24 protein-coding genes and 1 pseudogene are annotated in these 26,196 nt (G+C 67.8%); 21 read left to right on the top strand and 4 right to left on the bottom strand.

What is annotated here, in order from left to right:
* The first annotated feature begins 11 nt into the window (after nt 1-11).
* Both KOF26_RS10545 and prfB read left to right on the top strand, forming a co-directional pair.
* Nucleotides 12-2,477, top strand: coding sequence for a penicillin-binding protein 1A (locus KOF26_RS10545; protein ID WP_216324331.1), 2,466 nt, complete (start codon nt 12-14; stop codon nt 2,475-2,477).
* Between the two features lie 62 nt (nt 2,478-2,539).
* Nucleotides 2,540-3,667, top strand: a complete 1,128-nt coding sequence (prfB, locus tag KOF26_RS10540; RefSeq protein ID WP_216324328.1) for a peptide chain release factor 2 — start codon at nt 2,540-2,542, stop codon at nt 3,665-3,667.
* A gap of 44 nt (nt 3,668-3,711) precedes the next feature.
* On the opposite strand, the gene KOF26_RS10535 is transcribed toward prfB, so the two are convergent.
* The 4 genes from KOF26_RS10535 to lgt are packed head-to-tail and all read right to left on the bottom strand — an operon-like array spanning nt 3,712 to nt 7,462.
* Nucleotides 3,712-4,722 (bottom strand): DUF2279 domain-containing protein, encoded by a 1,011-nt coding sequence (locus KOF26_RS10535; protein WP_253201335.1) that lies wholly within the window; start codon nt 4,720-4,722, stop codon nt 3,712-3,714.
* A gap of 53 nt (nt 4,723-4,775) precedes the next feature.
* Nucleotides 4,776-5,549 carry a peptidoglycan editing factor PgeF gene (gene pgeF / locus KOF26_RS10530; protein ID WP_216324324.1) on the bottom strand — a complete coding sequence of 258 codons (774 nt, stop codon included), beginning with the start codon at nt 5,547-5,549 and terminating at the stop codon, nt 4,776-4,778.
* Nucleotides 5,550-5,559: 10 nt separating this feature from the next.
* The gene (locus KOF26_RS10525) at nt 5,560-6,600 is read right to left on the bottom strand and encodes a class I SAM-dependent methyltransferase (RefSeq protein WP_435876847.1); all 1,041 of its coding nucleotides are present in this window, start codon (nt 6,598-6,600) and stop codon (nt 5,560-5,562) included.
* Entirely contained in the window at nt 6,581-7,462 is an 882-nt protein-coding gene (lgt, locus tag KOF26_RS10520; protein ID WP_216324321.1) for a prolipoprotein diacylglyceryl transferase, read from the bottom strand. The genes KOF26_RS10525 and lgt overlap by 20 nt, the downstream gene beginning before the upstream one ends.
* A 339-nt stretch (nt 7,463-7,801) precedes the next feature.
* On the opposite strand from lgt, the gene KOF26_RS10515 reads away from it, so the two are divergent.
* The 19 genes and pseudogenes from KOF26_RS10515 to nuoI all read left to right on the top strand — a co-directional run bounded on the left by KOF26_RS10515 (nt 7,802) and on the right by nuoI (nt 26,177).
* Nucleotides 7,802-9,964, top strand: a complete 2,163-nt coding sequence (locus KOF26_RS10515; RefSeq protein ID WP_216324318.1) for a xanthine dehydrogenase family protein molybdopterin-binding subunit — start codon at nt 7,802-7,804, stop codon at nt 9,962-9,964.
* Between the two features lie 127 nt (nt 9,965-10,091).
* Nucleotides 10,092-11,105, top strand: a complete 1,014-nt coding sequence (hemH, locus tag KOF26_RS10510; RefSeq protein ID WP_216324315.1) for a ferrochelatase — start codon at nt 10,092-10,094, stop codon at nt 11,103-11,105.
* Nucleotides 11,106-11,135: 30 nt separating this feature from the next.
* Nucleotides 11,136-11,858 (top strand): acetoacetyl-CoA reductase, encoded by a 723-nt coding sequence (gene phbB, locus KOF26_RS10505; protein WP_216324313.1) that lies wholly within the window; start codon nt 11,136-11,138, stop codon nt 11,856-11,858.
* Complete coding sequence (locus tag KOF26_RS10500) at nt 11,858-12,127, top strand: ribbon-helix-helix domain-containing protein (protein WP_216324311.1); 270 nt, start codon at nt 11,858-11,860, stop codon at nt 12,125-12,127. Before phbB ends, KOF26_RS10500 begins: the two co-directional genes overlap by 1 nt.
* 74 nt (nt 12,128-12,201) lie before the next feature.
* Nucleotides 12,202-14,607, top strand: coding sequence for a TonB-dependent receptor (locus tag KOF26_RS10495; RefSeq protein ID WP_216324309.1), 2,406 nt, complete (start codon nt 12,202-12,204; stop codon nt 14,605-14,607).
* A 371-nt stretch (nt 14,608-14,978) separates the two neighbouring features.
* The gene (locus KOF26_RS10490; RefSeq protein WP_216324307.1) at nt 14,979-15,698 is read left to right on the top strand and encodes an energy transducer TonB; all 720 of its coding nucleotides are present in this window, start codon (nt 14,979-14,981) and stop codon (nt 15,696-15,698) included.
* Between the two features lie 16 nt (nt 15,699-15,714).
* Entirely contained in the window at nt 15,715-16,398 is a 684-nt protein-coding gene (locus tag KOF26_RS10485) for a Fe2+-dependent dioxygenase (RefSeq protein ID WP_216324305.1), read from the top strand.
* Between the two features lie 283 nt (nt 16,399-16,681).
* Nucleotides 16,682-17,059, top strand: coding sequence for an NADH-quinone oxidoreductase subunit A (ndhC, locus tag KOF26_RS10480; protein WP_216324303.1), 378 nt, complete (start codon nt 16,682-16,684; stop codon nt 17,057-17,059).
* Nucleotides 17,050-17,595, top strand: a complete 546-nt coding sequence (locus KOF26_RS10475) for a NuoB/complex I 20 kDa subunit family protein (RefSeq protein ID WP_216324300.1) — start codon at nt 17,050-17,052, stop codon at nt 17,593-17,595. Before ndhC ends, KOF26_RS10475 begins: the two co-directional genes overlap by 10 nt.
* Nucleotides 17,596-17,598: 3 nt before the next feature.
* Nucleotides 17,599-18,264, top strand: a pseudogene (locus tag KOF26_RS10470) (NADH-quinone oxidoreductase subunit C); the annotation flags it as partial.
* Nucleotides 18,264-19,490 (top strand): NADH-quinone oxidoreductase subunit D, encoded by a 1,227-nt coding sequence (locus KOF26_RS10465; RefSeq protein WP_216324294.1) that lies wholly within the window; start codon nt 18,264-18,266, stop codon nt 19,488-19,490. The pseudogene KOF26_RS10470 and the gene KOF26_RS10465, both read left to right, overlap by 1 nt.
* Nucleotides 19,487-19,825, top strand: a complete 339-nt coding sequence (locus KOF26_RS10460; RefSeq protein WP_363182228.1) for a nuclear transport factor 2 family protein — start codon at nt 19,487-19,489, stop codon at nt 19,823-19,825. The genes KOF26_RS10465 and KOF26_RS10460 overlap by 4 nt, the downstream gene beginning before the upstream one ends.
* On the top strand, nt 19,825-20,490 hold the full coding sequence (locus KOF26_RS10455) for a complex I 24 kDa subunit family protein (protein ID WP_216324291.1): 666 nt from the start codon (nt 19,825-19,827) through the stop codon (nt 20,488-20,490). Before KOF26_RS10460 ends, KOF26_RS10455 begins: the two co-directional genes overlap by 1 nt.
* Nucleotides 20,487-20,639 carry a hypothetical protein gene (locus tag KOF26_RS10450; protein ID WP_216324946.1) on the top strand — a complete coding sequence of 51 codons (153 nt, stop codon included), beginning with the start codon at nt 20,487-20,489 and terminating at the stop codon, nt 20,637-20,639. The genes KOF26_RS10455 and KOF26_RS10450 overlap by 4 nt, the downstream gene beginning before the upstream one ends.
* Complete coding sequence (nuoF, locus tag KOF26_RS10445; RefSeq protein ID WP_216324288.1) at nt 20,639-21,934, top strand: NADH-quinone oxidoreductase subunit NuoF; 1,296 nt, start codon at nt 20,639-20,641, stop codon at nt 21,932-21,934. Before KOF26_RS10450 ends, nuoF begins: the two co-directional genes overlap by 1 nt.
* A complete protein-coding gene (locus KOF26_RS10440) occupies nt 21,934-22,653 on the top strand; it encodes a hypothetical protein (RefSeq protein WP_216324285.1) in 720 nt (239 codons plus the stop codon). The genes nuoF and KOF26_RS10440 overlap by 1 nt, the downstream gene beginning before the upstream one ends.
* Nucleotides 22,646-24,655, top strand: coding sequence for an NADH-quinone oxidoreductase subunit NuoG (gene nuoG, locus KOF26_RS10435; RefSeq protein WP_216324282.1), 2,010 nt, complete (start codon nt 22,646-22,648; stop codon nt 24,653-24,655). The genes KOF26_RS10440 and nuoG overlap by 8 nt, the downstream gene beginning before the upstream one ends.
* Nucleotides 24,652-25,695: an NADH-quinone oxidoreductase subunit NuoH gene (nuoH, locus tag KOF26_RS10430; RefSeq protein WP_216324279.1), complete on the top strand. Its 1,044-nt coding sequence runs from the start codon at nt 24,652-24,654 to the stop codon at nt 25,693-25,695. The genes nuoG and nuoH overlap by 4 nt, the downstream gene beginning before the upstream one ends.
* A complete protein-coding gene (gene nuoI, locus KOF26_RS10425; protein WP_216324276.1) occupies nt 25,692-26,177 on the top strand; it encodes an NADH-quinone oxidoreductase subunit NuoI in 486 nt (161 codons plus the stop codon). Before nuoH ends, nuoI begins: the two co-directional genes overlap by 4 nt.
* The last annotated feature ends 19 nt before the right edge of the window (nt 26,178-26,196 follow it).

Raw genomic sequence — 26,196 nt, 5'->3', positions numbered from 1 at the left:
GACCGCGCGCGATGGAATGGGTGGAGCGGATACGGATCAGGCGGGACATGCCCCCGATCCTCAAGCGGCGCTGGGTGCAGCTGATCCTGGCGGCGATAGTCACATTCCTCTTGGCAATAGGAATTTTCCTAACAATCTTCGGACGCGGACTGCCATCCGCCGATGCTCTCCTGACGTACGAGCCGCCGCTGCCGTCGAATCTCCGGGGGCTGGACGGCACGCCGATCCAGACCTTCGCGCGTGAGCGCCGCGTGCAGCTGGCTTTCGACGAATATCCGGCCGTCGTCGTCAACGCCTTCCTCTCTGCCGAGGACAAGGACTTCTTCCGCCACGGCGGTATCGACTATCTCGCCTTCCTCAACGGCGTGTTCGAATATGTCACCAAGATGGGCTCGGGCGAGCGGGCACGCGGCGGCTCGACGATCACCCAGCAGGTCGCCAAGAACCTGTTGATCGGCGACGAATATTCGCCCACGCGCAAGATCCGCGAGGCGATCCTCGCGCGGCGCATCGAGCGTGCGCTCGACAAGAAGCAGATCCTCGAACTCTATCTCAACCAGATATTCCTCGGTCGTAACGCCTATGGCGTGCAGTCCGCGGCGCAGGCCTATTTCCGCAAGGATATCGGCCAGCTCAGCCTGTCCGAGGCGGCCTATCTCGCGGCGCTGCCCAAGGCGCCCGCCAATTATACCCCCGAGCGCGATATGGCCCGCGCGCTGGAACGCCGCGCCTATGTGCTGCGCGAGATGGAGGCCAACGGCTATATCACCGCCGCGCAGCGCGCCGAGGCGGATCGCCAGCCGCTCGGCGCCGTCACCCTCGGCAGCGGCCAGCCGCGGCCGCAGCCGCCCGGCGGCTATTTCACCGAGGAAGTCCGCCGTCAGCTCATCGATCGCTTCGGCGAGACGGCCAAGGATGGCGACTATTCCGTCTATGCCGGCGGCCTGTGGGTGCGCACCTCCTTCGATCCGAACAACCAGCAGGCCGCCGAACGCGCGCTGCGCGACGGGCTCGTCCGTTACGAAAGCGGGCGCGGCTGGTCCGGGCCGCTCGGCCGGATCGAGGTCGGCGACGGCTGGCCGCTGCGCCTCGCCCAGGCCAATAAAGGCGTCGGCTATGCCGATTGGCGGGCGGCGGTGGTTCTGTCCAAAACCCGCCAGGCGGCCGAGATCGGCCTGCCCGGCGGCGTCACCGGCACGCTGCCGGCCTCGGCGGCGACGATGCCCAAGCGCGGCGTCGGTGGCCGCGCCTTCGACTTCCTCAAGGCCGGCGACATCATCGCCGTCAAGCAGGAGGGTGACCGCTGGGCGCTGCGCTCGGTGCCCAAGGTGCAGGGCGGCTTCATCGTCGAAAACCCGCACACCGGCCAGATCCTCGCAATGCAGGGCGGCTTCGACAGCAAGGGCGACAGCTTCAACCGCGCCACCCAGGCCGAGCGCCAGCCCGGCTCCAGCTTCAAGCCGTTCGTCTACGCCGCCGCCTTCGACAACGGCCTGACCCCGGCCTCGATCATCGTCGACGGGCCGTTCTGCGTCTACCAGTCGGTCAAGCTCGGGCGGAAATGCTTCCGCAACTTCTCCGGTGGCTATGCCGGCCCGCGCACCATTCGCTGGGGCCTCGAGCAGAGCCGCAACCTGATGACGGTGCGCACCGCCGCCACCATCGGCATGGAGCGCGTCGTCGGCGTTGCCGAGCGCATGGGCATCGGCCGCTATCCGGCGACGCTGGGCGTCGCCCTCGGCGCCGGTGAGACGACGGTGGAGCGGCTCACAAACGCCTATGCGATGCTCGCCAATAACGGCCGCGAGCTGAAACCGACGCTGATCGATTTCGTGCAGGATCGGAAAGGCAAGGTGATCTATCGCGCCGACACCCGTCCTTGCGATCGCTGCAACATGGCCGAATGGGACGGCAAGCCGATGCCGCGTCCGCCGGTGGTCGCCCGCCAGCTTCTCGATGCGATGACGGCCTATCAGGTCGTGCATGTGCTGGAAGGCGTCGTCCAGCGTGGCACGGCGACGGTCCTGCGCGATCTCGGCCGGCCGCTGTTCGGCAAGACCGGGACGACCACCGGGCCGACCAATGTCTGGTTCGTCGGCGGTTCGGCCGACGTCGTGGCCGGCGTCTATGTCGGCTATGATCGTCCGGTTCCCCTCGGCGGCGCGGAGGGCGGCACGGTCGCGGCGCCGATCTTCAAGCAATGGGCGCAGGTGGCGATGAAGGACATGCCAGTGGTGCCATTCCGCGCCCCGGCCGGCATCCGTCTCGTGCGCATCGATCGGCGCACCGGCCGGCAGGTGTTCGGCGGCTGGCCGACCAGCGATCCGCTCGCCGGCACGATCTGGGAAGCGTTCAAGCCCGCCACCGAGCCGCGGCGCGCCCTCCACCGCGACGAGGTCGTGCCCAAGGTCACCGAGGCTGTGCAGCAGGGCCCGCGCGACAGCGAGTTCTTGCAGCGCGAGGGTGGCATCTACTAAGGCCCGCGCCCACATAGGTGTTGCGCGCCCCGCCGCGCTCCCGCCATTCAGGAGTTTCCCCGATGCGCGCCGAAGCGCAGGCTCATGTCGATCAGATCAATGCGGCGATGGCGCTCGTCCGCCGCTTCCTCGTCTGGGACCGCGCGCTGCGCCGGCTCGACGAGCTGAACGCCCGCGTCGAGGACCCCAGGTTATGGGACGATCCGAAGCAGGCCCAGTCGGTGATGCAGGAGCGTCGCCGCCTCGACGAGGCGGTCGCTGCGGTCAAGGCGATCGAGCGCGAGCGTGACGACACCATCGAGCTGATGGAGATGGCCGAGGCCGAGGGCGACAGCGCCCTGGTCGACGAAGGCGTTGCCAGCCTCGCCGCGCTCGCCCAGCGGGCCGAGGCGGACAAGGTGCAGGCGCTGCTTGCCGGAGAGGCGGACGCGAACAACAGCTATATCGAGGTCAATGCCGGCGCCGGCGGCACCGAGAGCCAGGACTGGGCGGAGATGCTGCAGCGCATGTACACGCGCTGGGCGGAGCGCCACGGGATGAAGGTCGAGCTGGTCGATCATCACGCCGGGGAACAGGCGGGCATCAAGTCCGCCACCCTGCTGCTCAAGGGCGAGAACGCCTATGGCTGGGCCAAGACGGAAAGCGGCGTCCACCGCCTCGTCCGCATCAGCCCTTATGACAGCTCGGCACGGCGCCACACCAGCTTCGCCAGCGTCTGGGTGTATCCCGAAGTCGACGACGATATCGAGATCGAGGTGCAGGAAAAGGACCTGCGCATCGACACTTATCGCGCGTCGGGCGCCGGCGGTCAGCACATCAACACCACCGATTCGGCGGTGCGCATCACCCATATCCCGACCGGCATCGTCGTCTCCTGTCAGAACCAGCGTTCGCAGCACAAGAATCGCGCCGAGGCGATGAAGCAGCTCAAGGCGCGGCTGTTCGAGGCGGAACTGCGCAAGCGCGAGGAGGAGGCCAACGCGGTCAACGCCACCAAGACCGATATCGGCTGGGGCCACCAGATCCGCTCCTACGTCCTCCAGCCCTATCAGCTGGTGAAGGACCTGCGTACCGGCGTTACCTCCACCGCGCCGTCGGACGTGCTCGACGGCGACCTCGACCGCTTCATGTCCGCCGCGCTTTCCCAGCGGGTGACGGGCGAGAAGGTTGACGTGGAGGATGTCGACTGACGGCGCCAGCGCCGCGCTTGCGCCCGTCATGCACGGCGAGACGATCAGTCGATATGCACCGCCGTATAGGGCACCTGGAAATAATCCAGCGCGCCCCGGCCGATCTTCGCGGCGCGCGAGCGCGGGTGCGGGAACAGCAGCTCCTGCAGGTTGAGGCCGATGCCGATGAACGGCTTGCGTTGCGGGATCTTGCCGGCGTCGCGATCGGGGCCGGAGAAATCCTTGCCGTAATAGCCGGCGTGGAGCTCCACGAAGCGCAGCGGCGTGTGCTTGAACGCCTCGAAGCCGGACAGTTGCAGCGCGAGCAGGAAGCGCTCCTGCTCATAATGCTCGCCGCCCATGAAGGTGTAGATGTCGGAATTGGGGATGAACAGCAGGCGGAAATCGAGCTTGTCGCGCATCCCCGGCACGCTGTTGCGCAACGCCGACAGCGCCGCGCCGGCGGTGTTGAAGGCGACGTCCTGCACCGAAAAGCCGCTGCTCTTCTTCACCGCGTCGAAGAACTCGCTGTAGATCTGTAGCCCCGAGGCGAGCACCGCTGCCGTCACCGCCGCGCTCGGCGCGTCGGTCTTGCGGCGCAGGCGGGCGTAGAGGATGTCCGAGATCGCATAGGTGTTGAAGGCGTGCGCCAGCTTGTCGACGCCGAGGTTGAGCGTCGATTTACCGAACCAGCCCTCGTTCTGGAAATGGAAGCCGCGGGTGCCGACTTCGGTCATCTTCTTGACGTTGATCACCGTCATGTAGGCGGCGATCCCGCCCACTTCCCATTTCACCGCGCCGACTTGCTCGCTGAACGTCCGCAGGTCGCGCTTCGCCGGCCGGCCATTGTCCGGCGCGGGCGGGCCGTAGGCCGCCTCCGCCACGGCGGGAGCCGCCGTGGATGGTTCGCCTGCGGGTTGCGTCACCACCAGCGACACCGGCTGCGCATGGAGGTCGGCGATATCGAGTGCCGGCGCCTCGATCATCGCCAGCGCCTCCTCCGCGCGGGCGGGGACCCAGGCGGCGCCCGTCATCAGCAGGCAGAGCGTCGTGCGGAAGAGGAGAGGGGAAGCCATCCGGCCGGTCGCTAACACCGGGCGCGGCCGTGCTGTCAATGTGTCGCGCCGCCTCATGCGCCGGTCGCCATGCCGATCAGGCTGATCTGCCGGCCATAGCCGGGCTCGCCGCGATGGGTGGCGCGACGATAGCTGAAGAACCGCGCCTCGTCGGCATAGGTGTCGAGCCCGACCAGCTCGGCCCGCGTCACCCCCGCCTCGGCAAGCCGGTGGGCGACATAGGCCTCGATGTCGAACTGGTGATGGCCCTCGCGCTGGCCGTCGAGGAAGAAGCGCTCATTTTCGGCATCGTCCATGCAGAAGCGCCGCAGAAAGCCATCGTCGACTTCGTAGGACGCGCGTCCGATGCACGGCCCCACCGCTGCCGTGATCCGCTCCGCGCGTGCGCCCAGCCCTGCCATCGCCGCCACCGTCGCCGCGACCACGCCGCCGAACGCGCCCTTCCACCCGGCATGGGCGGCGCCGACGACGCCGGCGTCCCTGTCCGCGAACAGGATCGGCACGCAATCGGCGGTGAGGATGCCGAGCAGCAGGCCCGGCCTGTCCGTCACCAGTGCGTCGGCATGGGGGCGGGCCTCGTCCGGGAACGGCGCCGTCACCGCCACGGCCTCGGCCGAATGGACCTGATGCACCGTCACCAGCGCCGCGCCGGGCAGCACCGCAGCCACCGCCCGCCGCCGGTTCTCGACGATCGCGGCGCGATCATCGTCCGAGCCGAACCCGACATTCAGGCCGGCATGGATGCCGGTCGAAACGCCGCCGGCGCGACCGAGAAATCCGTGGGGCAGGGGGGCGAGCAGCGGCGAGGTGATCGGCGTGACACTCATCTTCTCTTCCTCAAAACCCGGCCGGCTGCGGCCATGACGGAGCCGACACCGCCAGCACCTTGAACAGCCGCCCCATTTCGGCCGGATCGGCGAGCCGGCGATACGCCGCGGCGATTTCGTCGCCCCGCGCCGGCGCCGCGCGGGCCAGCGCCGCCGCCCGCTGGGCAAGGCCGAGCGCGGTAAGGAACGCGCCCTGCTCAACCGGCCCGTGCGTGCGGGCGCCGGCCGCTGCTGCGGCGGCGGCGAGCGCGGCGAAATCGACATGCGCGGTGAGATCGCGCGTTCCCGGCGCTGCGAACGGATCGGCATGGGCGTGCCGGCTCACCGCCTGCAGGGTATCGCCAATCGACGTCCGGTCGTGGCCGTAATCGACCATCAGCATCGCCCCGCCCCGGGCGACGATGCGCCCGGCCAGCTCGGTGACGATCGCCAGCGCCGCCGGATTGGCTTCGAGGATGGCGCCGTCCTCCGCCTCGGGAAGCCCCTTTTCGGCCACCGCCGTGCCGGCGACGGCTACGAACCGCCCGTCGCGCCAGTCGACCAGCCGCTCCCGCCAGGCCGCCCCTTCGCGTACCAGCTGCCGCACCGGCAGCGCGTCGAAAAACTCGTTGGCCACGACCAGCAGCGGCCGATCCGCGGGCAGGCCGGCCGCTGCCTCATGCCAGCGCGCGCCGGGCAGCAGCCGCGCCTGCGCCGCCCTGAGGGCCGGGCTCGTCTCGACCAGATGCACCGGGGGTGCCAGCCCCGCGCGCCCGGCGGCGCGGAGCGCGTCGTGGCTCAGCGTGCCGCGTCCCGGGCCGAGCTCGACCCACGCCACGTCGGCAGGGGCGCCGGACCGCGCCCACAGATCGGCGAGGCACAGGCCGATCAGCTCGCCGAACATCTGGCTGATCTCCGGCGCGGTGATGAAGTCCCCGGCCGCGCCCAGCGGATCGCGTTCGGCATAATAGGTGGCGTTGGCGGCGGCCATATAGTCGGCGATCGGGATCGGCCCGCCCGCCGCGATGCGCGCCGCCAGCTCGCTCGTCAGGTCAGGAGACGCTCGCGTCACCGGCGGTCGGCTCCACCCGCACGCGCCGCCCCCTGGCGGTCCACACCAGCCACAGCCCGCCGAGGATCATCGGCACGCACAGCCACTGGCCCATATGAAGCCCGGTTGCCTGGGCGAAGCCAACCAGCTGTTCGTCGGGCTCGCGATAGAATTCCACGAAGAAGCGGAACAGGCCATAGAAGAGGATGAACAGCCCGGCGAGCTTGCCCGGCTGATAGCGGGCATCGGTGCGCCAGAACGCGAACCACAGGATCGCGAACAACACTATGCCCTCCAGCCCGGCCTCGTAGAGCTGGCTCGGATGGCGGGGCAGCGCGTCGGCGCGCGGGAAGACGATCGCCCAGGGCACGTCGGTCGGCCGGCCCCACAACTCGCCGTTGATGAAGTTGGCCAGCCGCCCGAAACCGAGCCCGAACGGCGCGCAGCAGGCGATATAATCGTGGATGCGCAGCCAGTTCAGCCCGTTGCGCCGCGCGAACAGCAGGATCGCGAGGATCGTGCCGAGCACGCCACCGTGCAGCGACATGCCGCCCTCCCACAGGCGGAAAATCTCCCCGGGGTGGGCCATGTAATAGTCTGGCCGGTAGAAGGCGACATAGCCCAGCCGGCCGCCGAGGATGATGCCGACCGTCGCCCATGTCACGAAATCATCGGCATGGCGCCGCGCCATCGGCGCGCCCGGCTTGTCGAGCAGCTTGAGCAGATACCACCAGCCGATGACGATGCCGGCGATATAGGCCAGCGAATACCAGCGGATCTGGAAGAAGCCGAGGTCGAGCGCAACCGGCGACAGGCCGAGCTCGCTGAACTGGATCGCGGATGAGGCGCTGGCCACGAGGCCGGTGACGAGGAGGCTGCTCAAAACTCTTCCCGCGGCTGTTTCGCTGCCGCCTTAGAGCGGGCGGGGCGATCTGGAAAGCGGCGCTTTACGCCGGCGGCCGATCGGGGGCGGGCACCTGTCCGCGCACCCTGCCGCGCTCACGCCGGATTCGGTTCGCCGCCCGCCCGCCACAAAAGGCCCGCAGTCGGCGGAGGGGCGCGCCCTGGACCAGGCCCGTGCCGACCTGTCGAACGGGTCCGGGGTGACGCATCGCGCTCACCGGGCCGCGCCGCCCGCCAATATCGCAACTTCGTCGACTTGGGCCGCAGGCGCCCTCATCCGGGCATTGCGCCCGCCGGCAACCCGGCCCTATCAGGCGCCATGGCCGGACGTTTCTCCATCTCGCGGCGGAGCCTGCTCGTGGGCGGCGGCGCCGGCATCGGGCTGGCGATCGCCTTCATGGGCTGGCCGCGCCACTATCGGCCGAACCTGTCCGCCGCGCCGGGCGAGCATCTGTTCAATGCCTTCCTCAAGATCGGCGAGGATGGCCATGTCGCCGTCGCCGTACCGCAGGCGGAGATGGGGCAGGGCGTGTTCACCAGCCTGCCGCAGGTGCTTGCCGACGCGCTCGGCGCCGACTGGCGTACCGTCGCGGTCGAACCGGCGCCGATCGGCCCGCTCTACGCCAACGACTTCCTCGCCAAGGAGCTGGCGCGGGACAGGCTGCCCGTCTTTCTTCACGACGTCGCTGGCTGGGCCGGCCATGAATATGCGACCCGATCGGCCCTGATGATGACCGCCGGATCGACCTCGATCCGCGGCTTCGCCGGGCGCTTCGCCGAGGCGGGGGCGGCAGCGCGCGCAATGCTGTGCATGGCCGCCGCCAAACGCTGGGGAATTTCGTGGGAGGCGTGCGAGACTGCTGACGGTTTCGTCACGCGCGGCCCTGACCGGCTGCGCTTCGCCGAGCTTGCCGCCGAAGCCGCCGCCTTCGCGCCGCCGGAAGAGCTGCCGCTGCGTGAGGCGCCGCTGCTCATCGGCCGCAGCGTGCCCCGGCTCGACCTCCCGGCGAAGGTCGACGGATCGGCGCGCTATGCCGCCGATGTCCGTTTGCCCGACATGGCCTTCGCCGCGATCCGCCAGCGCCCGCCCGGCGCGGGGGCGCGACGACCGCTCGATCGCAAGGCCGCCGAGACCGTCCCCGGCGCGCTGATGCTGGTCGAGCAGGACGGCTGGCAGGCCGCCGTCGGCGAGACGAGCTGGGCGGCGGCCGAGGCCCTCGATCGTGCCGGCGGCGGCTTCGCGCCGGGTGCCGCGCCTGACAATGCCGCGATCGAGCGCGCGCTCCGCGCCGCGCTCGGCGGCACGGGCGAGGCGCTGGTCGAGGAGGGCAAGCTGCCGCCAATGCCCGTCAAGGCCGAGTATCGCGTCGGCCTCGCCGCCCATGCCGCGATCGAGCCGATGTGCGCGACCGCGCGCTATGCCGGTGACCGGCTGGAGATCTGGGCGCCGACCCAGGCGCCCGGCCTGCTCCGCGCCGCTGCGGCGCGCACGCTTGGCCTGTCCGAGACGCAGGTGACGATCTATCCGATGCTCCATGGCGGCAGCTTCGGCGCCAAGATGGAGGTGGCGGCGGCCTGTCAGGCGGCGGTGATCGCGGCGAGGGCACGGCGGCCGGTGCAGCTGCAATGGTCCCGCGCCGAGGATCTCGCCCATGATCGCTTCCGCCCGCCCGCGCTGGCCAGCCTTTCGGCGGGCCTCGCTGGGCCGCGCATCGTCGGCTGGCAGGCGCGCATCGCGGTGCCGGCCAGTTTCGGCGAGGTGATCGGCCGGATCATGCCCGGCGCGCCGCTCGGCCGCGCCGCCGCCGCCCGCGCCGTCGAGGGCGCCCGCCCGCCCTATGCCATCCCGGCGGCCAGCGTCACCCATCACCCTGCCGCTATCGGCGTCGCCACCGGCCTGTGGCGCTCCGAGAGCCACAGCTACACCGCATTCTTCACGGAGTGCTTCATGGATGAGCTGGCGGGGATCGCCGGGCTCGATCCCTTGTCGTTCCGCATGGGCCAGCTCAGCGGCAATCCGCGCCTCGCCCGCTGCCTGTCCGCCGCGGCGACGCTGGGCGGCTGGGAAGGTGGCTCGGCCGGTCAGGGCCTCGCCTGCCACAGCGCCTTCGGCAGCCATATCGCGGTGCTCGCTGAAGTGGCGATGGAGGGCGGGCGGCCGCGCGTCACCCGCATCGCCGCCGCCGTCGATTGCGGCCGGGCGATCAACCCGGACATCGTCCACCAGCAGATCGAGGGTGGGCTGATCTTCGGCCTTGGCGCCGCGCTCGGTCCGGTGCTGACGCCGGCGGGGGCGGCCAGCCTCGATGCGCTCGCCCTGCCGCGCCTCGCCGGCTCGCCGGACATCGCCGTCGAGCTGATCGCCACCAACGCGCCCTCCGGCGGCGTCAGCGAGCTTGCCGTGCCGGTGATCGGCCCCGCCGTCGCCAATGCCCTCGCCGCCGCCACCGGCCGCCGCATCCGGAGCCTGCCGCTCATATGACGAGACACTGCCACCCCTGCCGTTCGCCTCGCGCCTGTCGAGAAGCAGCCAGCCGTGCCGCGGCGCCTTCCCGACTACGGGCCTCGACGGGCTCGCCCCTCCGCCTGACCCAAACGGGAAGAGGATGATGACGGACGAGAAGCCCGGCAATCATCCCGCCGTGCCGCCCCCCAAGGTCGGCCTGCTCATCATCAACCTCGGCACGCCGGATGCGCCCGACGCCGGCGCGGTGCGGCGCTACCTCGCCGAGTTCCTGTCCGACCGCCGCGTCGTCGAGATTCCGAGGCTGGTGTGGCAGCCGATCCTGCGCGGGGTCGTGCTGCGCACCCGCCCGGCCAGGTCAGCCCATGCCTATAGCCTCGTCTGGCGGGAGGACGGCTCGCCGCTCGCCGCGATCACCCGCGCCCAGGCCGAGGCGCTGAAGGGCGCGTTCGGCCCTCATGTCGTCGTCGATCATGCGATGCGCTATGGCCGGCCGGCGATCGGCGACCGCATCGCGGCGTTGAAGGCCGAGGGGTGCGAGCGCATCCTGCTTGCCCCGCTCTATCCGCAATATTGCGCGGCAACGACGGCCACCGCCAATGACGCCGCCTTCGCCCAGCTGGCCGGCATGCGCTGGCAGCCGGCGGTGCGCACGCTGCCGCCCTATCATGACGATCCTGCCTATATCGACGCGCTGGCCGGCTCCGTCACCGCGCGTCTCGCCGCGCTGGATTTTGCGCCCGACCTGATCCTCGCCAGCTTCCACGGCATGCCGGCGCGAACGCTGGCGCTCGGCGATCCCTATCACTGCCATTGCCAGAAGACGGCGCGGCTGCTGGCGGAACGACTGGGGCGCGAGGTGCGCGTCGCCTTCCAGTCGCGTTTCGGGCGGGCGAAATGGCTGGAGCCGGCCACCGACACGACGCTGGCGGCGCTGCCCGGCCAGGGGGTGAAGCGCATCGCTGTGCTGTCGCCCGGCTTCTCGGCGGATTGCCTGGAGACGCTGGAGGAGGTGGCGATCCGCGGCCGCGAAACGTTTCTTGCGGCGGGGGGCACCCATTTCGACTATATCCCGTGCCTCAACGACAGCCCCGCAGGCATTGAAATGCTGCGTATCCTTCTCAACCGCGAGCTTGAAGGCTGGGTCCGCCCCGCTTAGGGTTGCCGCAAATGGGTTGAGGAGGATGCCATGGCGCGCGTTGCGATCGTTACCGGAGGAACTCGCGGCATCGGTGAGGCGATCAGCCTCGCCCTCAAGGAAAAGGGCATCACGGTCGCAGCCAATTTCGCCGGCGATGAAAGCAAGGCGAAGTCCTTCACCGAGAAGCACGGCATCCAGTCCTTCCGCTGGAACGTCGCCGATTTCGACGCCTGCCAGGAAGGGGTCCGCCGCGTCGAGGACGCGCTCGGCCCGGTCGACATCGTCGTCAACAATGCCGGCATCACTCGCGACGGCACGTTGCTCAAGATGAGCTACGAGGCGTGGAAGGATGTCATCGACACCAATCTCGGCGGCTGCTTCAACATGGCCAAGGCGACCTTCTCGGGCATGAAGGATCGCGGCTGGGGCCGCATCGTCAACATTGGCTCGATCAACGGCCAGGCCGGCCAATATGGCCAGGTCAACTATGCTGCCGCCAAGTCCGGCATCCACGGCTTCACCAAGGCGCTGGCGCAGGAGGGCGCGCGTTTCGGCATCACCGTAAACGCCATCGCGCCCGGCTATATCGACACCGACATGGTCGCCGCCGTGCCGGCCGAGGTGCTCGCCAAGATCGTCGCCAAGATTCCAGTCGGCCGGCTCGGGCAGGCGCACGAGATCGCCCGCGGCGTTGCCTTCCTCTGCTCGGATGATGCCGGCTTCGTCACCGGCTCGACGCTGTCGATCAATGGCGGCCAGCATATGTACTGATGGGGAGGCGTGGCGTGTCCGGCCCGGTCAAGCGATCGGTGATGATCGCCGGCCACGCCACCTCCGTCAGCCTGGAGCCGGTCTTCTGGGACGCGCTAAGCCGCGCCGCGCAGGAGGACGGCCTGCCGCTTTCCGCCCTGGTTGCGCGCATCGATGCGGAGCGGATCGGAGAGGCCGCCCCGGCCAACCTCGCCAGCGCGTTGCGCGTCTGGCTGTTCCGCCGCGCATTGATCGAGCGCGGCGATGAAAGTGAAAGTCGTTCTCAATAAGGGTTGACCCTGCGAGCGACTCTCAATAGCAGCCCCTTCGAACCGCGCAGGCGGTGGTCAAAAGGGGACATGAGATGTCGCAGCGTTCATCCACCAGCTTCCTGGCGCTCTCGTGCGTGGGCTTCGTCGCCTCGGCGTCGATGGCCGCGCCGGTCGGCGCTCAGGCTCCCGCCGACGATCAGCCGGCGACGCAGCTCAAGGGCATGACTGTTTCCGACACGGCGATCGACGACGCGACCGTGAAGGTGGACCGGCTGGAGAGCCCGAAAGCGACCCGTCCGCTGCTCGACACGCCGCAGACCATCACGGTGCTGTCGGCCGAGACGATGCGCCAGCAGAACCTGCTCACGCTGCGCGATGCGCTGTCGACGCTGCCCGGCATCACCTTCGGCGCGGGCGAGGGCGGCGGCGGCTTCGGCGACAGCATCAACCTGCGCGGCTATTCCGCCAACAACGACATCCTCTATGACGGCGTCCGCGACAGCGCGCAGTACAGCCGCACCGAGACGTTCAACGTCCAGCAGATCGAGGTCTATAACGGCGCCAACAGCGTGTTCAACGGTGCCGGCTCGATCGGCGGCTCGATCAATCTCGTCCAGAAGACGCCGAACGGCGGCAATCTGACCACCGTTTCCGCCGGCGTTGGCACCGACGATTATTATCGCGGCACGGTGGACAGCAACGTCCGCGTCAATGACCTGATCGCGGTGCGTCTCAACGGCGTCTATCATCGCAACGACTATCCGGGCCGCGACGTCGAGAAGAGCAAGCGCTGGGGCATCGCACCGTCGGTGAAGATCGGCGTCGAGGGGCCGACCAGCCTGACGCTGTCCTACCTGCACCAGCGCGACAATAATATTCCGGTCTACGGCGTGCCCTATTTCCGCAACGACGTGTATGCCGGCCCGCTGCCGGGCGTGGACGACAGCAGCTATTTCGGCATTCGCAACCTCGATCGGCAACGCATCACCATGGATCAGGCGACGATGCGCTTCGACCATGCGTTCAGCGACACGGTATCGGTGCGCAACCTCACCCGCTGGCAGCGCGTCGCGCAGGATACCAACACGTCGGCGCCGCAAGCCTCGGGCACGGGTGCGACGAGCGGCGAATGGTGCCTCGCCAACGGCACCAACCAGCTCGGCGCGCCCTGCTTCACCGGCCGCACGCCCGGCTTTTATTACCCGAGCGGGCCGCGCGGCCTCGTCCGCGACCAGGAGAACCAGCTCCTTTATAACCAGACGGACCTGAAGGCGGACTTCTCGACCGGCTCATTGCGTCACACCTTCGTGCTCGGCGTCGCCTTCACGAAGGAGGACTATAGCATGGACACCGGCAACCTGCTCCGCAACGCGGATGGCAGCACGGTCGCCCAGTCGCCGATCAACATCGCCAACCCGAACACCGTCTATGCCGGACCGATCAACTATATCCGCAGCAGCATGGCCCATGGCCACACCACCAACAAGGCGGTCTATGCGTTCGACACGATTGCGCTGATCCCGCAGGTCGAGCTCAACCTCGGCGCGCGCTACGAGAACAACAAGGCGACCTTCCGCAGCGACACATTTAACACGACGGTTGGCGCGAACCTCGGCGCCTTCACCCGTGGCGCCGACCAGGTCAGCGACGACACTCTCTTCTCCTGGCGCGCCGGCCTCACCTACAAGCCGGTGGAATGGGCGAGCCTCTATGTCGCCTATGCCAATTCGCGTACCCCGCGCTCGACCTCGGTGCGCGCCGGCTGCGGCACGGTGATCCAGGGCACGACCGGCGGCAGCTTCGACCCGTGCGACGTCTCCCCGGAAAAGGCGTTCAACTACGAGATCGGCGCCAAGGCCGAATTGTTCGATCGCAAGCTGCTGCTGACCGCCGCGGTCTTCCGCAACGATCGCACCAATTTCAGCGTCAACACCAACGATCCGGTCGCCCCGACGCTCCCGGTGCAGGATGGCCATAGCCGTGTCGACGGGATCGCGCTCGGCGCATCCGGCAATATCACGCCGGCATGGGCGATCTTCGCCAATTACACCTATCTGCACAGCAAGATCCTGCAGGGCGTGTCCAATTACTGCCTGGACAATCCTGGCGCGGCGGGCTGCGCCAACACGGTCGGCGTGCCCGATCCGCAGCGCGGCCAGATCATCAACCAGACGCCGCCCCATTCGGGCAGCCTTTTCACCACCTATCTGCTGCCGTTCGGCCTGCAGCTGGGCTATGGCCTTACCTACCAGGGCAGCTTCAACCTCAACACTCCTGCGCTGCTCGCCGGCACGAGCACGCTCGGCCCGCTGTACAAGAGCAAGAGCTATCTGATCCACCGCGCCTTCCTCGGCTACGAGCTGGCCGACGGGGTCAATGTGCAGCTCAACGTCCAGAACTTCACCGACAAACGTTACTTCACCGGCATCCGCAACAATGGCTGGGCGACGCCCGGCGAGGGCCGCGCTGCCCGCCTGTCGTTGAACTACAGCTTCTGACTCCGTTCGCCTGATCGCCCGCGCGGCGTGGGGAAGGGGGCGGCGTCCGGCGAGGACGCCGCCCTTTTCATTCGATGGCGGGTCGCGAAGCAATCGGCACGCGCGTCGCCCGTCATGCTGACCCTTCGATAAGCTCGGGACGGGCTGTTTCGTCGCCGATCACGCGACGAGCCCGAAGGGCGGGACGGCGCGGATGGTGAATTGAGTTCAGCATGACGGCCGGAAAGGAATGGGCGTGTGTGGCACCCGGTGACCGGCGCTTCTTGTCTTACGTCAAAGACATGGTCCGTCTTTTGTCGGAACTGTCGCATTGAGATTGATTTGCAATACCAACTCCTGTAGCCGGGCCGGGAAACCAAGGGGCGTGCGTCATGCGGATGGAAGCCTATCGGCGAAGTGTCGCGTTGGAAGCGCTCGGCGCCGCGGATGTGGCGCGGCAAGGCGGGCGTTATGGCGCCGACAGGGGCGGCCCGCGCTGGCGGGCGTTGGGGCTGATCGTCGCGCTGCATGCCGCCGGCCTCTATGCATTGATCGCGCTCGACGTGATCCATGTCACCCGCGTCAAGGCGCCGCCCACGGTCGTCACCTTGCTGCCCGACGACGTGCCGCCGCCGCCGCCGGCCTCGCCGCAGCCGGCGCCGCCAGTGCCGGCCGCGGTGCAGATCGTAGCGCCGCCGCCCGTCGTCACCGTGCAGATGCCGCCGTCACCGGCGACGGTGCAGACCGTGGCCGTGCCGCCGCCGGCGCCTGCTCCCGTCGCGGTCGCGGCGCCTGCCGCCGGCCCGTCCGGGCCGGTCGGCGAGGCGGTGGTGCCGCCAGATTTCGCCGGCGACCAGCTCGGCAACGCCGCTCCGAAATACCCGATCGACTCGCGCCGCAAGCGGGAGCAGGGCACCGTCATCGTTCGCGTGACAGTCAGCGCCTCGGGGGAGCCGGGAGATTGCCGGGTGCGTACCTCCAGCGGGTTCGAGCGGCTCGACAAGGCCGCGATGCAGGCGGTGTGCCGCTGGCGCTTCTCCCCCGCCACCCGCGGCGGCCAGCCGGTCGCCTGGCCGATGGACGTGCCGATCCCGTTCGTGCTGCGCGGCTGAGCGGCCGGATCGCGCGATGCTGATCGCCATAGCCGATGTGCTCGACGCCGGGTCCTGCGGGCGTGTGCGCGCCATGGTGGAGGCCGGGGAGTGGGTGGACGGGAACGTCACCTCCGGCCACCAATCCGCGCTCGCCAAGCGCAATCGCCAGCTCGTCGAGGGCTCGCCCGCGGCGCGGGAGGCGGGGGCGGCAATCCTCGAGGCGCTCGGCCGCACGCCGTTGTTCGTGGCCGCGGCGCTGCCGCTCAAGGTCTTCCCGCCCTTGTTCAACAGCTATGAAGGCGGCGAGGCGTTCGGCGTGCATGTCGATAATGCGGTGCGCATGCTCCGCGGCAGCGACTTCCGCATCCGCTCCGACCTTTCGGCGACCTTGTTCCTCGCCGAGCCCGACGAATATGACGGCGGCGAGCTGATCATCGAAACCCAGTTCGGCGAGCGGCAGGTCAAGCTGCCGGCGGGCCATATGGTGCTTTACCCGGCCTCCAGCCTGCACCGCGTCGCGCCGGTGACGCGAGGGCGGCGGCTGGCGAGTTTCTTCTGGATCCAGAGCATGGTCCGCGACGAAGGCGCGCGCCGCACCCTGTTCGACCTCGACGAGGGCGTCCGCGGCGCGACGGCGGCGCTCGGCGGAGAGCACCCGGCGGTGGTGCGCCTGACGGGCGTGTATCACAACCTGCTGCGGCGCTGGGCGGACGCCTGAACCGGCAAGCCGCTGCACTCCGCGGCGGTCAGCCCCGGGTCGCCATCGAGGATGTCCAAATGGCGTCCCGAGGGCGGATGCGGGCAGGCCCGCGATACGAGGCTTGGCGGGGCTAACCCTCCGCTCCCGCCCAACGGGCAGCAGTGGAAGCCGCGGACTCCTGACAAGCGTCCGGGATTGTTGCGAATCATTCTCAACCTTCCACCACCTTGCTTCGCTGGTGCAGCGGGCATAGAAGCCGCCCCGAACGCCGGTTCTCCCCGGTGTCCCATGGAGTAAGAGCATGGCGTCGGTCGCCGGCGGATATCTGCCGATCCTGCTGTTCCTGTTCGTGGCGCTGGCCCTGTCCAGCGCGTTCGTGATCCTGCCGATGATCGTCGGCCGGCTGACCGGCGCGCACCAGCCGACGCCCGAGAAGCTGTCGGAATATGAGTGCGGCTTCCCCGCGTTCGAGGACAGCCGGGCGCAGTTCGACGTGCGCTTCTACCTCGTCGCCATATTGTTCATCATCTTCGACCTCGAGGCGGCGTTCCTCTTCCCCTGGTCCGTCTCCCTCAAGGAGATCGGCTGGGCGGGCTGGGGCGCGATGATGGTGTTCCTCGCCGAGCTTGGTCTCGGCCTTGCCTATGCCTGGAAGAAGGGGGCGCTGGAATGGGAATAGAGGTCAGCCCCTACCCGAACGAGAATGTCGTCGTGCAGCCCGATCGGGCGTTCTTCGACGATCTCTCGGCGCATGTCCAGGACAAGGGTTTTCTCGTCACCTCGACGGAAGAGCTGTTCCAGTGGGCGCGGACCGGCTCGCTGTGGTGGATGACGTTCGGCCTCGCCTGCTGCGCGGTCGAGATGATCCACGTCAACATGCCGCGCTACGATCTGGAGCGGTTCGGCGCCGCGCCGCGCGCCTCGCCGCGCCAGTCGGACGTGATGATCGTCGCCGGCACGCTCTGCAACAAGATGGCGCCCGCGCTCCGCAAGGTCTACGACCAGATGTCGGAGCCGAAGTACGTCATCTCGATGGGCAGCTGCGCCAATGGCGGCGGCTATTATCATTACAGCTATTCGGTGGTGCGCGGCTGCGACCGGATCGTGCCGGTGGACATCTACGTCCCCGGCTGTCCGCCGACCGCCGAGGCGCTGCTCTACGGCATCATGCAGCTCCAGCGGAAGATCCGCCGGGTGGGCACGATCGAGCGCTGAGCCATGGCCAATAATACCGCCCCCCGCTACGCATCGAACGACGGCGTCATCGAGGCCGCGCAGGCTGCCCTCGGCGACATGCTGATCGATGCGCGCGTGCATGTCGGCGAGATCGCGCTGCATGTTCGCCGCGACGACCTTGCCTCGGCGATGATGCAGCTGCGTGATACCGAGGGTCTCGAATATCAGCAGCTGATGGAGATTGCCGGCGTCGACTATCCGGAGCGCGAGGAGCGTTTCGAGGTGGTCTATTGCCTGCTGTCGCTGACCCGCAACCATCGCCTGCGCGTCCATGTGTCGACCGACGATGCCCATCCGGTGCCGACAGTGACCAGCTTGTGGCCCGTCGCCGGCTGGCTGGAGCGTGAGGTGTTCGACATGTACGGCGTGCTGTTCGCCGGCAACACCGACCTGCGCCGCATCCTCACCGACTATGGCTTTCGCGGCCATCCGCAGCGCAAGGACTTCCCGCTCTCGGGCTATGTCGAGATGCGCTATTCGGAAGAGCACAAGCGCGTGGTGTACGAGCCCGTCAGCCTCGCCCAGGATTTCCGCACCTTCGATTTCATGAGTCCGTGGGAAGGCGCCGAATATGTGCTGCCGGGCGACGAGAAGGCGCCGCAGGCGCCGGGCGCGCCGACCCCGCTCAAGGCCGACGAGGTGAAGAAGTGAGCGACCGCCTCGAAACCCTGGTCACCGACGAGAAGCCGAGCGTCGGCGATGTCGAGATCCAGAATTACACGATCAATTTCGGGCCTCAGCATCCGGCCGCGCACGGCGTTCTGCGCCTCGTGCTGGAGCTGGACGGCGAGATCGTCGAGCGCGTCGATCCGCATGTCGGCCTGCTCCATCGCGGCACCGAGAAGCTGATCGAGTACAAGACCTATTTGCAGGCGCTGCCCTATTTCGACCGGCTCGATTATTGCTCGCCGATGTGCATGGAGCACAGCTATGTGCTCGCCATCGAGCGGCTGCTCGGCCTCGAAGTGCCGCTGCGCGCGCAATATCTGCGCGTGCTGTTCGCCGAGATCACGCGCATCTCCAACCACATGCTGAACCTCGGCAGCCACGTCATGGACGTCGGCGCGATGACGCCGAACCTGTGGCTGTTCGAAATTCGCGAGGACACGCTCGGCTTCTACGAGCGGGCCTCTGGCGCGCGCATGCACGCGGCGTGGTTCCGGCCGGGCGGCGTCCATCAGGACGTGCCGCTGAAGCTGCTCGCCGATATCGGCGACTGGGTCGACAATCGCTGCCCGCAGCTGTTCGAGGATGCGATCAGCCTCGTCGCCGACAATCGCATCTTCAAGCAGCGCAATGTCGATATCGCCGTGGTGCCGAAGGATGATGCGGTGGCGTGGGGCTTTTCCGGCCCGATGATCCGCGGTTCCGGCATCCCGTGGGACATCCGCAAGTCGCAGCCCTACGACGTCTATGATCGCATGGACTTCGACGTGCCGGTCGGCACGCGCGGCGATTGCTATGATCGCTTCATGGTGCGCGTCGAGGAAGTCCGCCAGTCGATGCGGATCATCCGCCAGTGCCTTGCCCAGATGCCGGAAGGGCCGATCTCCAGCCTCGACCGCAAGGTGGTGCCGCCCAAGCGCGGCGAGATGAAGCAGTCGATGGAAGCGCTCATCCACCACTTCAAGCTCTACACCGAGGGGTTCCATGTCCCGGCCGGCGACATCTATGTCGCCACCGAGAGCCCCAAGGGCGAGTTCGGCGTCTATCTGGTGTCGGACGGCACCAACAAGCCCTATCGCTGTAAGATCCGGCCGACCGCGTTCAGCCATCTTCAGGCGATGGACTATATGTCCCGTGGCCATATGCTCGCCGACACCACCGCCATCCTCGGCGCGATGGATATCGTGTTCGGGGAGTGCGACCGGTGAGCCGGGATCGCCTGGCCGTCGCCGAGGCCATGATCGAGGCCTATAACGCGCAGGACGCCGACGCCTATGTCGCGTTCATGACCGACGACGCCTGCGAGGCGGCCTATCGCGGTGCCGTGGTGCGGGAAGGCAAGGAAGGCACGCGCGCCGGGCTCAAGGCGATGTTCGCGCAATTCCCCCAAAACCGCGCCGAGATCGTCGGCAGCTGGCTGCTCGGCGAAACCGTGGTGCTGCACGAGAAGGTCTCGCGCGCGCCGGATGGCGACAAGTTCGAGGTCATGTCCGTTTATTCGTTCGAGGGCGGGAAATGCTCTCGCGTGGAGTTCATCCGCTGATGGCTGAAGCAGCCCATATCCCTGACGAAGCCGAGACGCGCGCCCGCTGGGGCGGCTTTGCCTGGACGGCCGAGAACGCCGACAGGGCCAAGGTGGTGATTGCCCGTTATCCGGCCGGCCGCCAGCATTCGGCGATCCTGCCGCTGCTCGATCTTGCCCAGCGCCAGGTCGGCGCCGAGACGCAGACCCAGGGCTGGCTGCCGGTGCCGGTGATCGAATATGTCGCCGCCCAGCTCGACATGCCGTACATCCGGGCATTCGAGGTCGCGACCTTCTACACCATGTTCAATCTCGCGCCGGTCGGCCGCTATCATGTGCAGGTATGCGGCACGACGCCGTGCATGCTGCGCGGCTCCGACGACGTGCTTGACGCCTGCTACAAGAAGGGCCTGAAGAAGGGGCACACCACCCCCGACGGCCTGTTCACGCTGACCGAGGTGGAATGCCTCGGCGCCTGCGCCAACGCGCCGATGGTCCAGATCAACGACGATAATTACGAGGACCTGACCTTCGACAGCACGACTGCGCTGCTCGAGGCGCTGGCCCGCGGCGAGACGCCGAAGCCCGGGCCGCAGATCGCCCGGCAGACGAGCTGCCCCGAAGGCGGCCCGACCTCGCTTGCCGAGATGGTCGACGCCAATGTCGATTATCGGAGCCGCTGGTGATGAGTTTCGCCATCGCCCTCGTCATCGGCATCGTCGCCGCGGTGCTGCTGTTCAAGCTGGCGCTGGGGCTGATCGCGCTCGCCATCGGGCTGGCGCTGGCCGTGGGCGCCTATTTCCTCGCCGAGAAGCTGATAGGGGCGGGTCGCTGATGCTCGACGACAAGGACCGGATCTTCACCAATGTCTATGGCTTCCAGGATTGGGGCATAGACGCGGCGATCAAGCGCGGCGACTGGGACGATACCAAGGCGCTGATGGCGCGCGGCCAGGACGCGATCATCGACGAGATCAAGGCCTCGGGGCTGCGCGGCCGCGGCGGCGCCGGCTTCCCGACCGGCATGAAGTGGAGCTTCATGCCCAAGGAATCCAAGGACGGGCGGCCGAGCTTCCTGGTCATCAACGCCGACGAATCCGAGCCCGGTTCGTGCAAGGATCGCGAGATCATCCGCCACGATCCGCACAAGCTGATCGAGGGCGCGCTGATCGCCGGCTATGCGATGCGCGCGCGCGCCGCCTATATCTATATTCGCGGCGAGTTCATCCGCGAGGCGGAGACGTTGTTCGCCGCCGTCGCCCAGGCCTATGACCGCGGCTTCCTCGGCAAGAACGCGGCCGGCTCCGGCTATGATTTCGACGTGTTCGTGCATCGCGGCGCCGGCGCCTATATCTGCGGCGAAGAGACCGCGATGATCGAGAGCCTGGAGGGCAAGAAGGGCCAGCCGCGCCTCAAGCCGCCTTTCCCTGCCGGCGCCGGCCTCTATGGCTGCCCGACCACCGTCAACAATGTCGAGAGCATCACCGTTGGGCCGACCATCCTGCGGCGCGGCGCCTCCTGGTTCACCCAGTTCGGGCGGGACAACAACAAGGGCACCAAGCTCTTCCAGATTTCGGGCCATGTGAACAAGCCCTGCGTGGTCGAGGACGCGATGAGCGTCCCCTTCCGCGAGCTGATCGAAAAGCATGCCGGCGGGATCCGCGGCGGCTGGGACAATCTGCTGGCGGTGATTCCGGGCGGCTCGTCGGTGCCGCTGGTGCCGGCCGCCGAGATCATTGACGCGCCGATGGATTTCGATGGCCTGCGTGCGCTCGGCTCCGGCCTCGGCACGGCGGCGGTGATCGTCATGGACAAGTCAACCGACATCGTCCGCGCGATCAGCCGCCTGTCCTATTTCTACAAGCATGAGAGCTGCGGCCAGTGCACGCCGTGCCGCGAGGGCACCGGCTGGATGTGGCGGGTGATGGAGCGGCTGCGCACCGGCGAGGCCGACATTTCCGAGATCGACATGCTGCAGGAAGTGACCAAGCAGGTCGAGGGCCACACCATCTGCGCGCTGGGCGACGCGGCGGCGTGGCCGATCCAGGGCTTGATCCGCCATTTCCGTCCGGAGATCGAGCGCCGGATCAATGTACGCCGCGGCAGCGACCTGGCGGTGGCGGCCGAGTGATGATCGCTGCCCGCCTTCCTCTCCTGTCGCTTGCCAGCGTGGCGGCGCTGCTCGCAGCCCCGGCCGTGGCGCAGCGCATGGAGTCGGAGACAGGCAGCCATATCCCGCAGGCGAAGTCCGCATCCATTCCTCAGCCCGGCACGATGTCCGATCAGACCCGCGCCAGGGCCACCGCCGTCGAGTTCGGTGAATGTGTGGTCGGCCGTTTTCGCGCGAAGGCGATAGCCGCCGTCAAACCCTTCCCGAATTCGCCCGAGGAAGCCAGGGCGCTGCACGGCGTCGCTGAACCGGAATGCCTCAATGGTGGACGGCTGAAGATGGCCGGCCCGGTGATGCGCGGCGCCATCGATATCGCTCTCTACCGCCACGCCTTTGGCAACGCGGCTCCGGCAATGATCGCGCAAGCGCCGGATTTTTCGGAAGGCGCCGGCCAGCCGTCGGGGACTGCTGCGGAGCAAGCGGTCGCGCTGCGCCAGTTCGGCGATTGCGTCGCGCGCCGCAATCCGGCGAACACGTGCGCCGTCGTGCTCGCGCCGGTCGGCAGCGCTGCGGAAAATGCAGGCTATGCCGCGCTGGCGGCGCAGTTCAATGCGTGCGTGCCGCAGGGTGCAAACCTGACCTTCACCAAGGCGCTGCTTGGTGGCCTGTTCGCCGAAATCCTGTATCGCGAGGCGGCTTCGGCCGCTCCCGTCGTAACTGCAGAGAAGAATAATGCCTAAACTCACCGTCGACGGGATCGAGGTCGAAGTCCCTGCGGGCGCTACCGTGCTGCAGGCTTGCGAGGCCGCCGGCAAGGAAATCCCGCGCTTCTGCTATCATGAGCGGCTGTCGATCGCCGGCAATTGCCGCATGTGCCTTGTCGAGGTGAAGCCCGGGCCGCCCAAGCCGCAGGCGAGCTGCGCGCTGCCGGCTGCCGACGGCCAGGAAATCCAGACCATGTCGCCGATGGTCAAGAAGGCCCGCGAGGGCGTGATGGAATTCCTGCTCATCAACCACCCGCTCGATTGCCCGATCTGCGATCAGGGCGGGGAGTGCGACCTGCAGGACCAGTCCGTCGCCTATGGCCGCGGCCAGAGCCGCTTCCACGAGAACAAGCGGGCGGTGACCGAGAAGTACATGGGTCCGATCGTGAAGACGGTGATGACCCGCTGTATCCAGTGCACGCGCTGCGTGCGCTTCGCCGAGGAAGTGGCCGGCGTCGAGGAGATCGGCGCGATCGGCCGCGGCGAGAATATGCAGATCACCTCCTATCTGGAGAAGGCGATCACGTCGGAGCTTTCGGGCAATGTCGTCGATCTCTGCCCGGTGGGCGCGCTCACCTCCAAGCCCTACGCCTTCGAGGCGCGGCCGTGGGAGCTGAAGAAGACGCCGGCGATCGACGTGATGGACGCGGTCGGCACCAATATCCGCCTCGACAGCCGCGGCCGTCAGGTGCTGCGCGCGCTGCCGCGCATCAACGATGACGTCAACGAGGAATGGGCGTCGGACAAGACGCGCCATGCCGTCGACGGGCTGGTGCGCAGCCGGCTGGACAAGCCCTTCGTGCGCAAGAACGGCCGGCTCGTCGCCGCCAGCTGGGACGAGGCGTTCGCGGCGATCCGCGCGGCGAATGCGGGCGCGAGCGCGGCCGCGATCGCCGGCGATCTCGTCGATGCCGAGACGATGTTCGCTGCCAAGGCGCTGGTGCGGGCGATGGGCTCGACGATGCTGGAGGGCCGGCAGACCGGCCTCGCTTATGACGTGTCGAGCCTGTCGGCGGTCAATTTCAACACCACCATCGCCGGCATCGAGACGGCGGACGCGATCCTCATCCTGGGCTCGAACGTCCGCTGGGAAGCGCCGCTCGTCAACACGCGCATCCGCAAGGCGGTGAAGCGCGGCGCCAGGGTATGGGCGATCGGGCCGGAGGTGGATCTCACCTACAAGGTGACGTGGCTCGGCAATGACCTGTCGCTGCTCGGTGATCTGCCGAAGGAGCTGGTCGAGGCGTTCGGCAAGGCGCAGCGCCCGGCGCTGATCGTCGGCGGCGCGGCGCTGAAGCCGGAGGGCGCGCAGGCCGCCAGCCTCGGGCTGATCGACACGCTCGGCCTGATCCGCGACGGGTGGAACGGCTATAACGTGCTGCACTTCTCGGCGGCGCGGATGGCGGGCCTGATGCTCGGCTATGCGCAGGCCGGCGGCATCGCCGACATCGTCGCGCAGGCGCCCAGGCTGGTCTTCTTCCTGGCCGCCGACGAGGTGGATTTCAGCCGCTTCGAGCAGAGCTTCAAGGTCTATGTCGGTCATCACGGCGATGCCGGCGCGGCGGCGGCGGACGTGGTGCTGCCGGGGGCGGCCTATACCGAAAAGTCGGGCACCTGGGTCAATCTCGAGGGCCGGGTGCAGCGTGGCGAGCGAGCGGTGTTCGCGCCCGGCGACGCGCGCGAGGACTGGACGATCTTCCGCGCGCTGGCCGACGTGCTGGGCCTGACGCTGGGTTTCGACACGTTCGAGCAGCTGCGTGCCGCGATGGCGCGCGAAGTGCCGGCGCTTGGCCAGCTCGGCCTCGCCGATATCGCCTGGCAGCGCCCGTCGCTGTCCGGCCCGGCGCCGACCGGCCCGATCGGGGCGGCGATCAAGGACTTTTATCTGACCAACGCGATCTGCCGGGCGAGCCCGACCATGCAGCGCTGCTCGGCCGAAATCCTCCACGGCGAGACCTTCCTGGAGGCCGCAGAATGACCGCGCTGTTCCAGGATTATCTCGGCTATGGTTTCGGCTGGTTCCTCGCCACGCTGATCCTGATCCTGATCATCGCGCTGCCGCTGATGCTGGCGGTAGCGATGATCATCTATGCCGATCGCAAGATCTGGGCAGCGATGGCGCTGCGCAAGGGGCCGAACGTGGTCGGCCCGTTCGGGCTGCTCCAGTCCTTCGCGGACGGCCTCAAGGTCTTCCTGCAGGAGACGATCATCCCGTCGGCGGCCAATCGCGGCCTGTTCCTGATCGCGCCGATCATCACCTTCACGGTGGCCTTGATCACCTGGGCGGTGATCCCGTTCGGGGCGGGCATGGTGCTGGCGGACATCAATGTCGGCCTGCTCTATATCCTCGCGGCGTCGTCGCTCGGCGTCTACGGCATCATCCTTGCCGGCTGGGCATCCAATTCCAAATATCCGTTCTTCTCGGCGATCCGCGCCGCGGCGCAGATGGTCAGCTACGAAGTTTCGATCGGCTTCGTGCTGATCACGGTCGTGCTGTGGGCGGGCACGTTCAACCTGTCCGGCATCGTGCTGGCGCAGAAGGGACATATCCTCGGCCTCGTCAACGGCTTCGGCTTCAACCCGCTGCTGTTCCCGATGGCGGTGGTGTTCCTGATCTCGGCGATGGCCGAGACGCAACGCGCGCCGTTCGACCTGACCGAGGCTGAGAGCGAACTCGTCGCCGGCTATCAGACCGAATATTCATCGATGTCGTTCGCGCTGTTCTGGCTGGGCGAATATGGCAACGTGCTGCTGATGTGCGCGCTGAATGCCACGCTGTTCTGGGGCGGGTGGCTGCCGCCGATCGACTGGGCGCCACTTTATGTCGTGCCGGGCATCATCTGGCTGTTCATCAAGATCTTCGCCTTCTTCTTCATCTTCTCCTGGGTGAAGGCGACGGTGCCGAGGTATCGCTATGACCAGCTGATGCGGCTCGGCTGGAAGGTATTCCTGCCGTTCTCGCTGATCTGGGTGTTCCTGGTCTCCGGCTATCTCATGCTGACGAGGTATGGCGCATGAGCGTCGCACATTTCATCAAGTCCTTCACTCTCTGGGAGTTCGTGAAGGCGCACGCGCTGACCTTGAAGTATTTCTTCAAGCCGAAAGCGACGATCAACTATCCGTTCGAGAAGAACCCGCTGAGCCCTCGCTTCCGCGGCGAGCACGCGCTCAGGCGCTATCCGAACGGGGAGGAGCGGTGCATCGCCTGCAAGCTATGCGAGGCGGTGTGTCCGGCGCAGGCGATCACCATCGAGGCCGAGCCCCGCGCCGACGGCTCGCGCCGCACGACGCGCTACGACATCGACATGACCAAGTGCATCTTCTGCGGCTTCTGCCAGGAAGCCTGCCCTGTGGATGCGATCGTCGAGGGCCCGAACCTCGAATATTCGACCGAAACCCGCGAGGAGCTGATCTATGACAAGGCCAAGCTCCTCTCGAACGGCGATCGATGGGAACCTGCGCTCGCGGCGAACCTTGCCGCCGACGCACCCTATCGTTAAGCCGCGCCGCAATACGTAA

Source organism: Sphingomonas quercus, assembly GCF_018863195.1.
Classification (GTDB): Bacteria; Pseudomonadota; Alphaproteobacteria; order Sphingomonadales; family Sphingomonadaceae; genus Solisphingomonas; species Solisphingomonas quercus.
This window is presented reverse-complemented; position numbering and strand designations above follow the sequence as displayed.

What these genes read in the sequence shown, in the direction of transcription:
- KOF26_RS10545 (WP_216324331.1), top strand. Translation starts at nt 12, where the DNA reads ATGGAATGGGTGGAGCGGATACGGATCAGGCGGGACATGCCCCCGATC.
- prfB (WP_216324328.1), top strand. Translation starts at nt 2,540, where the DNA reads ATGCGCGCCGAAGCGCAGGCTCATGTCGATCAGATCAATGCGGCGATG.
- KOF26_RS10535 (WP_253201335.1), bottom strand. Translation starts at nt 4,722, where the DNA reads ATGGCTTCCCCTCTCCTCTTCCGCACGACGCTCTGCCTGCTGATGACG.
- pgeF (WP_216324324.1), bottom strand. Translation starts at nt 5,549, where the DNA reads ATGAGTGTCACGCCGATCACCTCGCCGCTGCTCGCCCCCCTGCCCCAC.
- KOF26_RS10515 (WP_216324318.1), top strand. Translation starts at nt 7,802, where the DNA reads ATGGCCGGACGTTTCTCCATCTCGCGGCGGAGCCTGCTCGTGGGCGGC.
- hemH (WP_216324315.1), top strand. Translation starts at nt 10,092, where the DNA reads ATGACGGACGAGAAGCCCGGCAATCATCCCGCCGTGCCGCCCCCCAAG.
- phbB (WP_216324313.1), top strand. Translation starts at nt 11,136, where the DNA reads ATGGCGCGCGTTGCGATCGTTACCGGAGGAACTCGCGGCATCGGTGAG.
- KOF26_RS10500 (WP_216324311.1), top strand. Translation starts at nt 11,858, where the DNA reads ATGGGGAGGCGTGGCGTGTCCGGCCCGGTCAAGCGATCGGTGATGATC.
- KOF26_RS10495 (WP_216324309.1), top strand. Translation starts at nt 12,202, where the DNA reads ATGTCGCAGCGTTCATCCACCAGCTTCCTGGCGCTCTCGTGCGTGGGC.
- KOF26_RS10490 (WP_216324307.1), top strand. Translation starts at nt 14,979, where the DNA reads ATGCGGATGGAAGCCTATCGGCGAAGTGTCGCGTTGGAAGCGCTCGGC.
- KOF26_RS10485 (WP_216324305.1), top strand. Translation starts at nt 15,715, where the DNA reads ATGCTGATCGCCATAGCCGATGTGCTCGACGCCGGGTCCTGCGGGCGT.
- ndhC (WP_216324303.1), top strand. Translation starts at nt 16,682, where the DNA reads ATGGCGTCGGTCGCCGGCGGATATCTGCCGATCCTGCTGTTCCTGTTC.
- KOF26_RS10475 (WP_216324300.1), top strand. Translation starts at nt 17,050, where the DNA reads ATGGGAATAGAGGTCAGCCCCTACCCGAACGAGAATGTCGTCGTGCAG.
- KOF26_RS10455 (WP_216324291.1), top strand. Translation starts at nt 19,825, where the DNA reads ATGGCTGAAGCAGCCCATATCCCTGACGAAGCCGAGACGCGCGCCCGC.
- nuoF (WP_216324288.1), top strand. Translation starts at nt 20,639, where the DNA reads ATGCTCGACGACAAGGACCGGATCTTCACCAATGTCTATGGCTTCCAG.
- KOF26_RS10440 (WP_216324285.1), top strand. Translation starts at nt 21,934, where the DNA reads ATGATCGCTGCCCGCCTTCCTCTCCTGTCGCTTGCCAGCGTGGCGGCG.
- nuoG (WP_216324282.1), top strand. Translation starts at nt 22,646, where the DNA reads ATGCCTAAACTCACCGTCGACGGGATCGAGGTCGAAGTCCCTGCGGGC.
- nuoH (WP_216324279.1), top strand. Translation starts at nt 24,652, where the DNA reads ATGACCGCGCTGTTCCAGGATTATCTCGGCTATGGTTTCGGCTGGTTC.
- nuoI (WP_216324276.1), top strand. Translation starts at nt 25,692, where the DNA reads ATGAGCGTCGCACATTTCATCAAGTCCTTCACTCTCTGGGAGTTCGTG.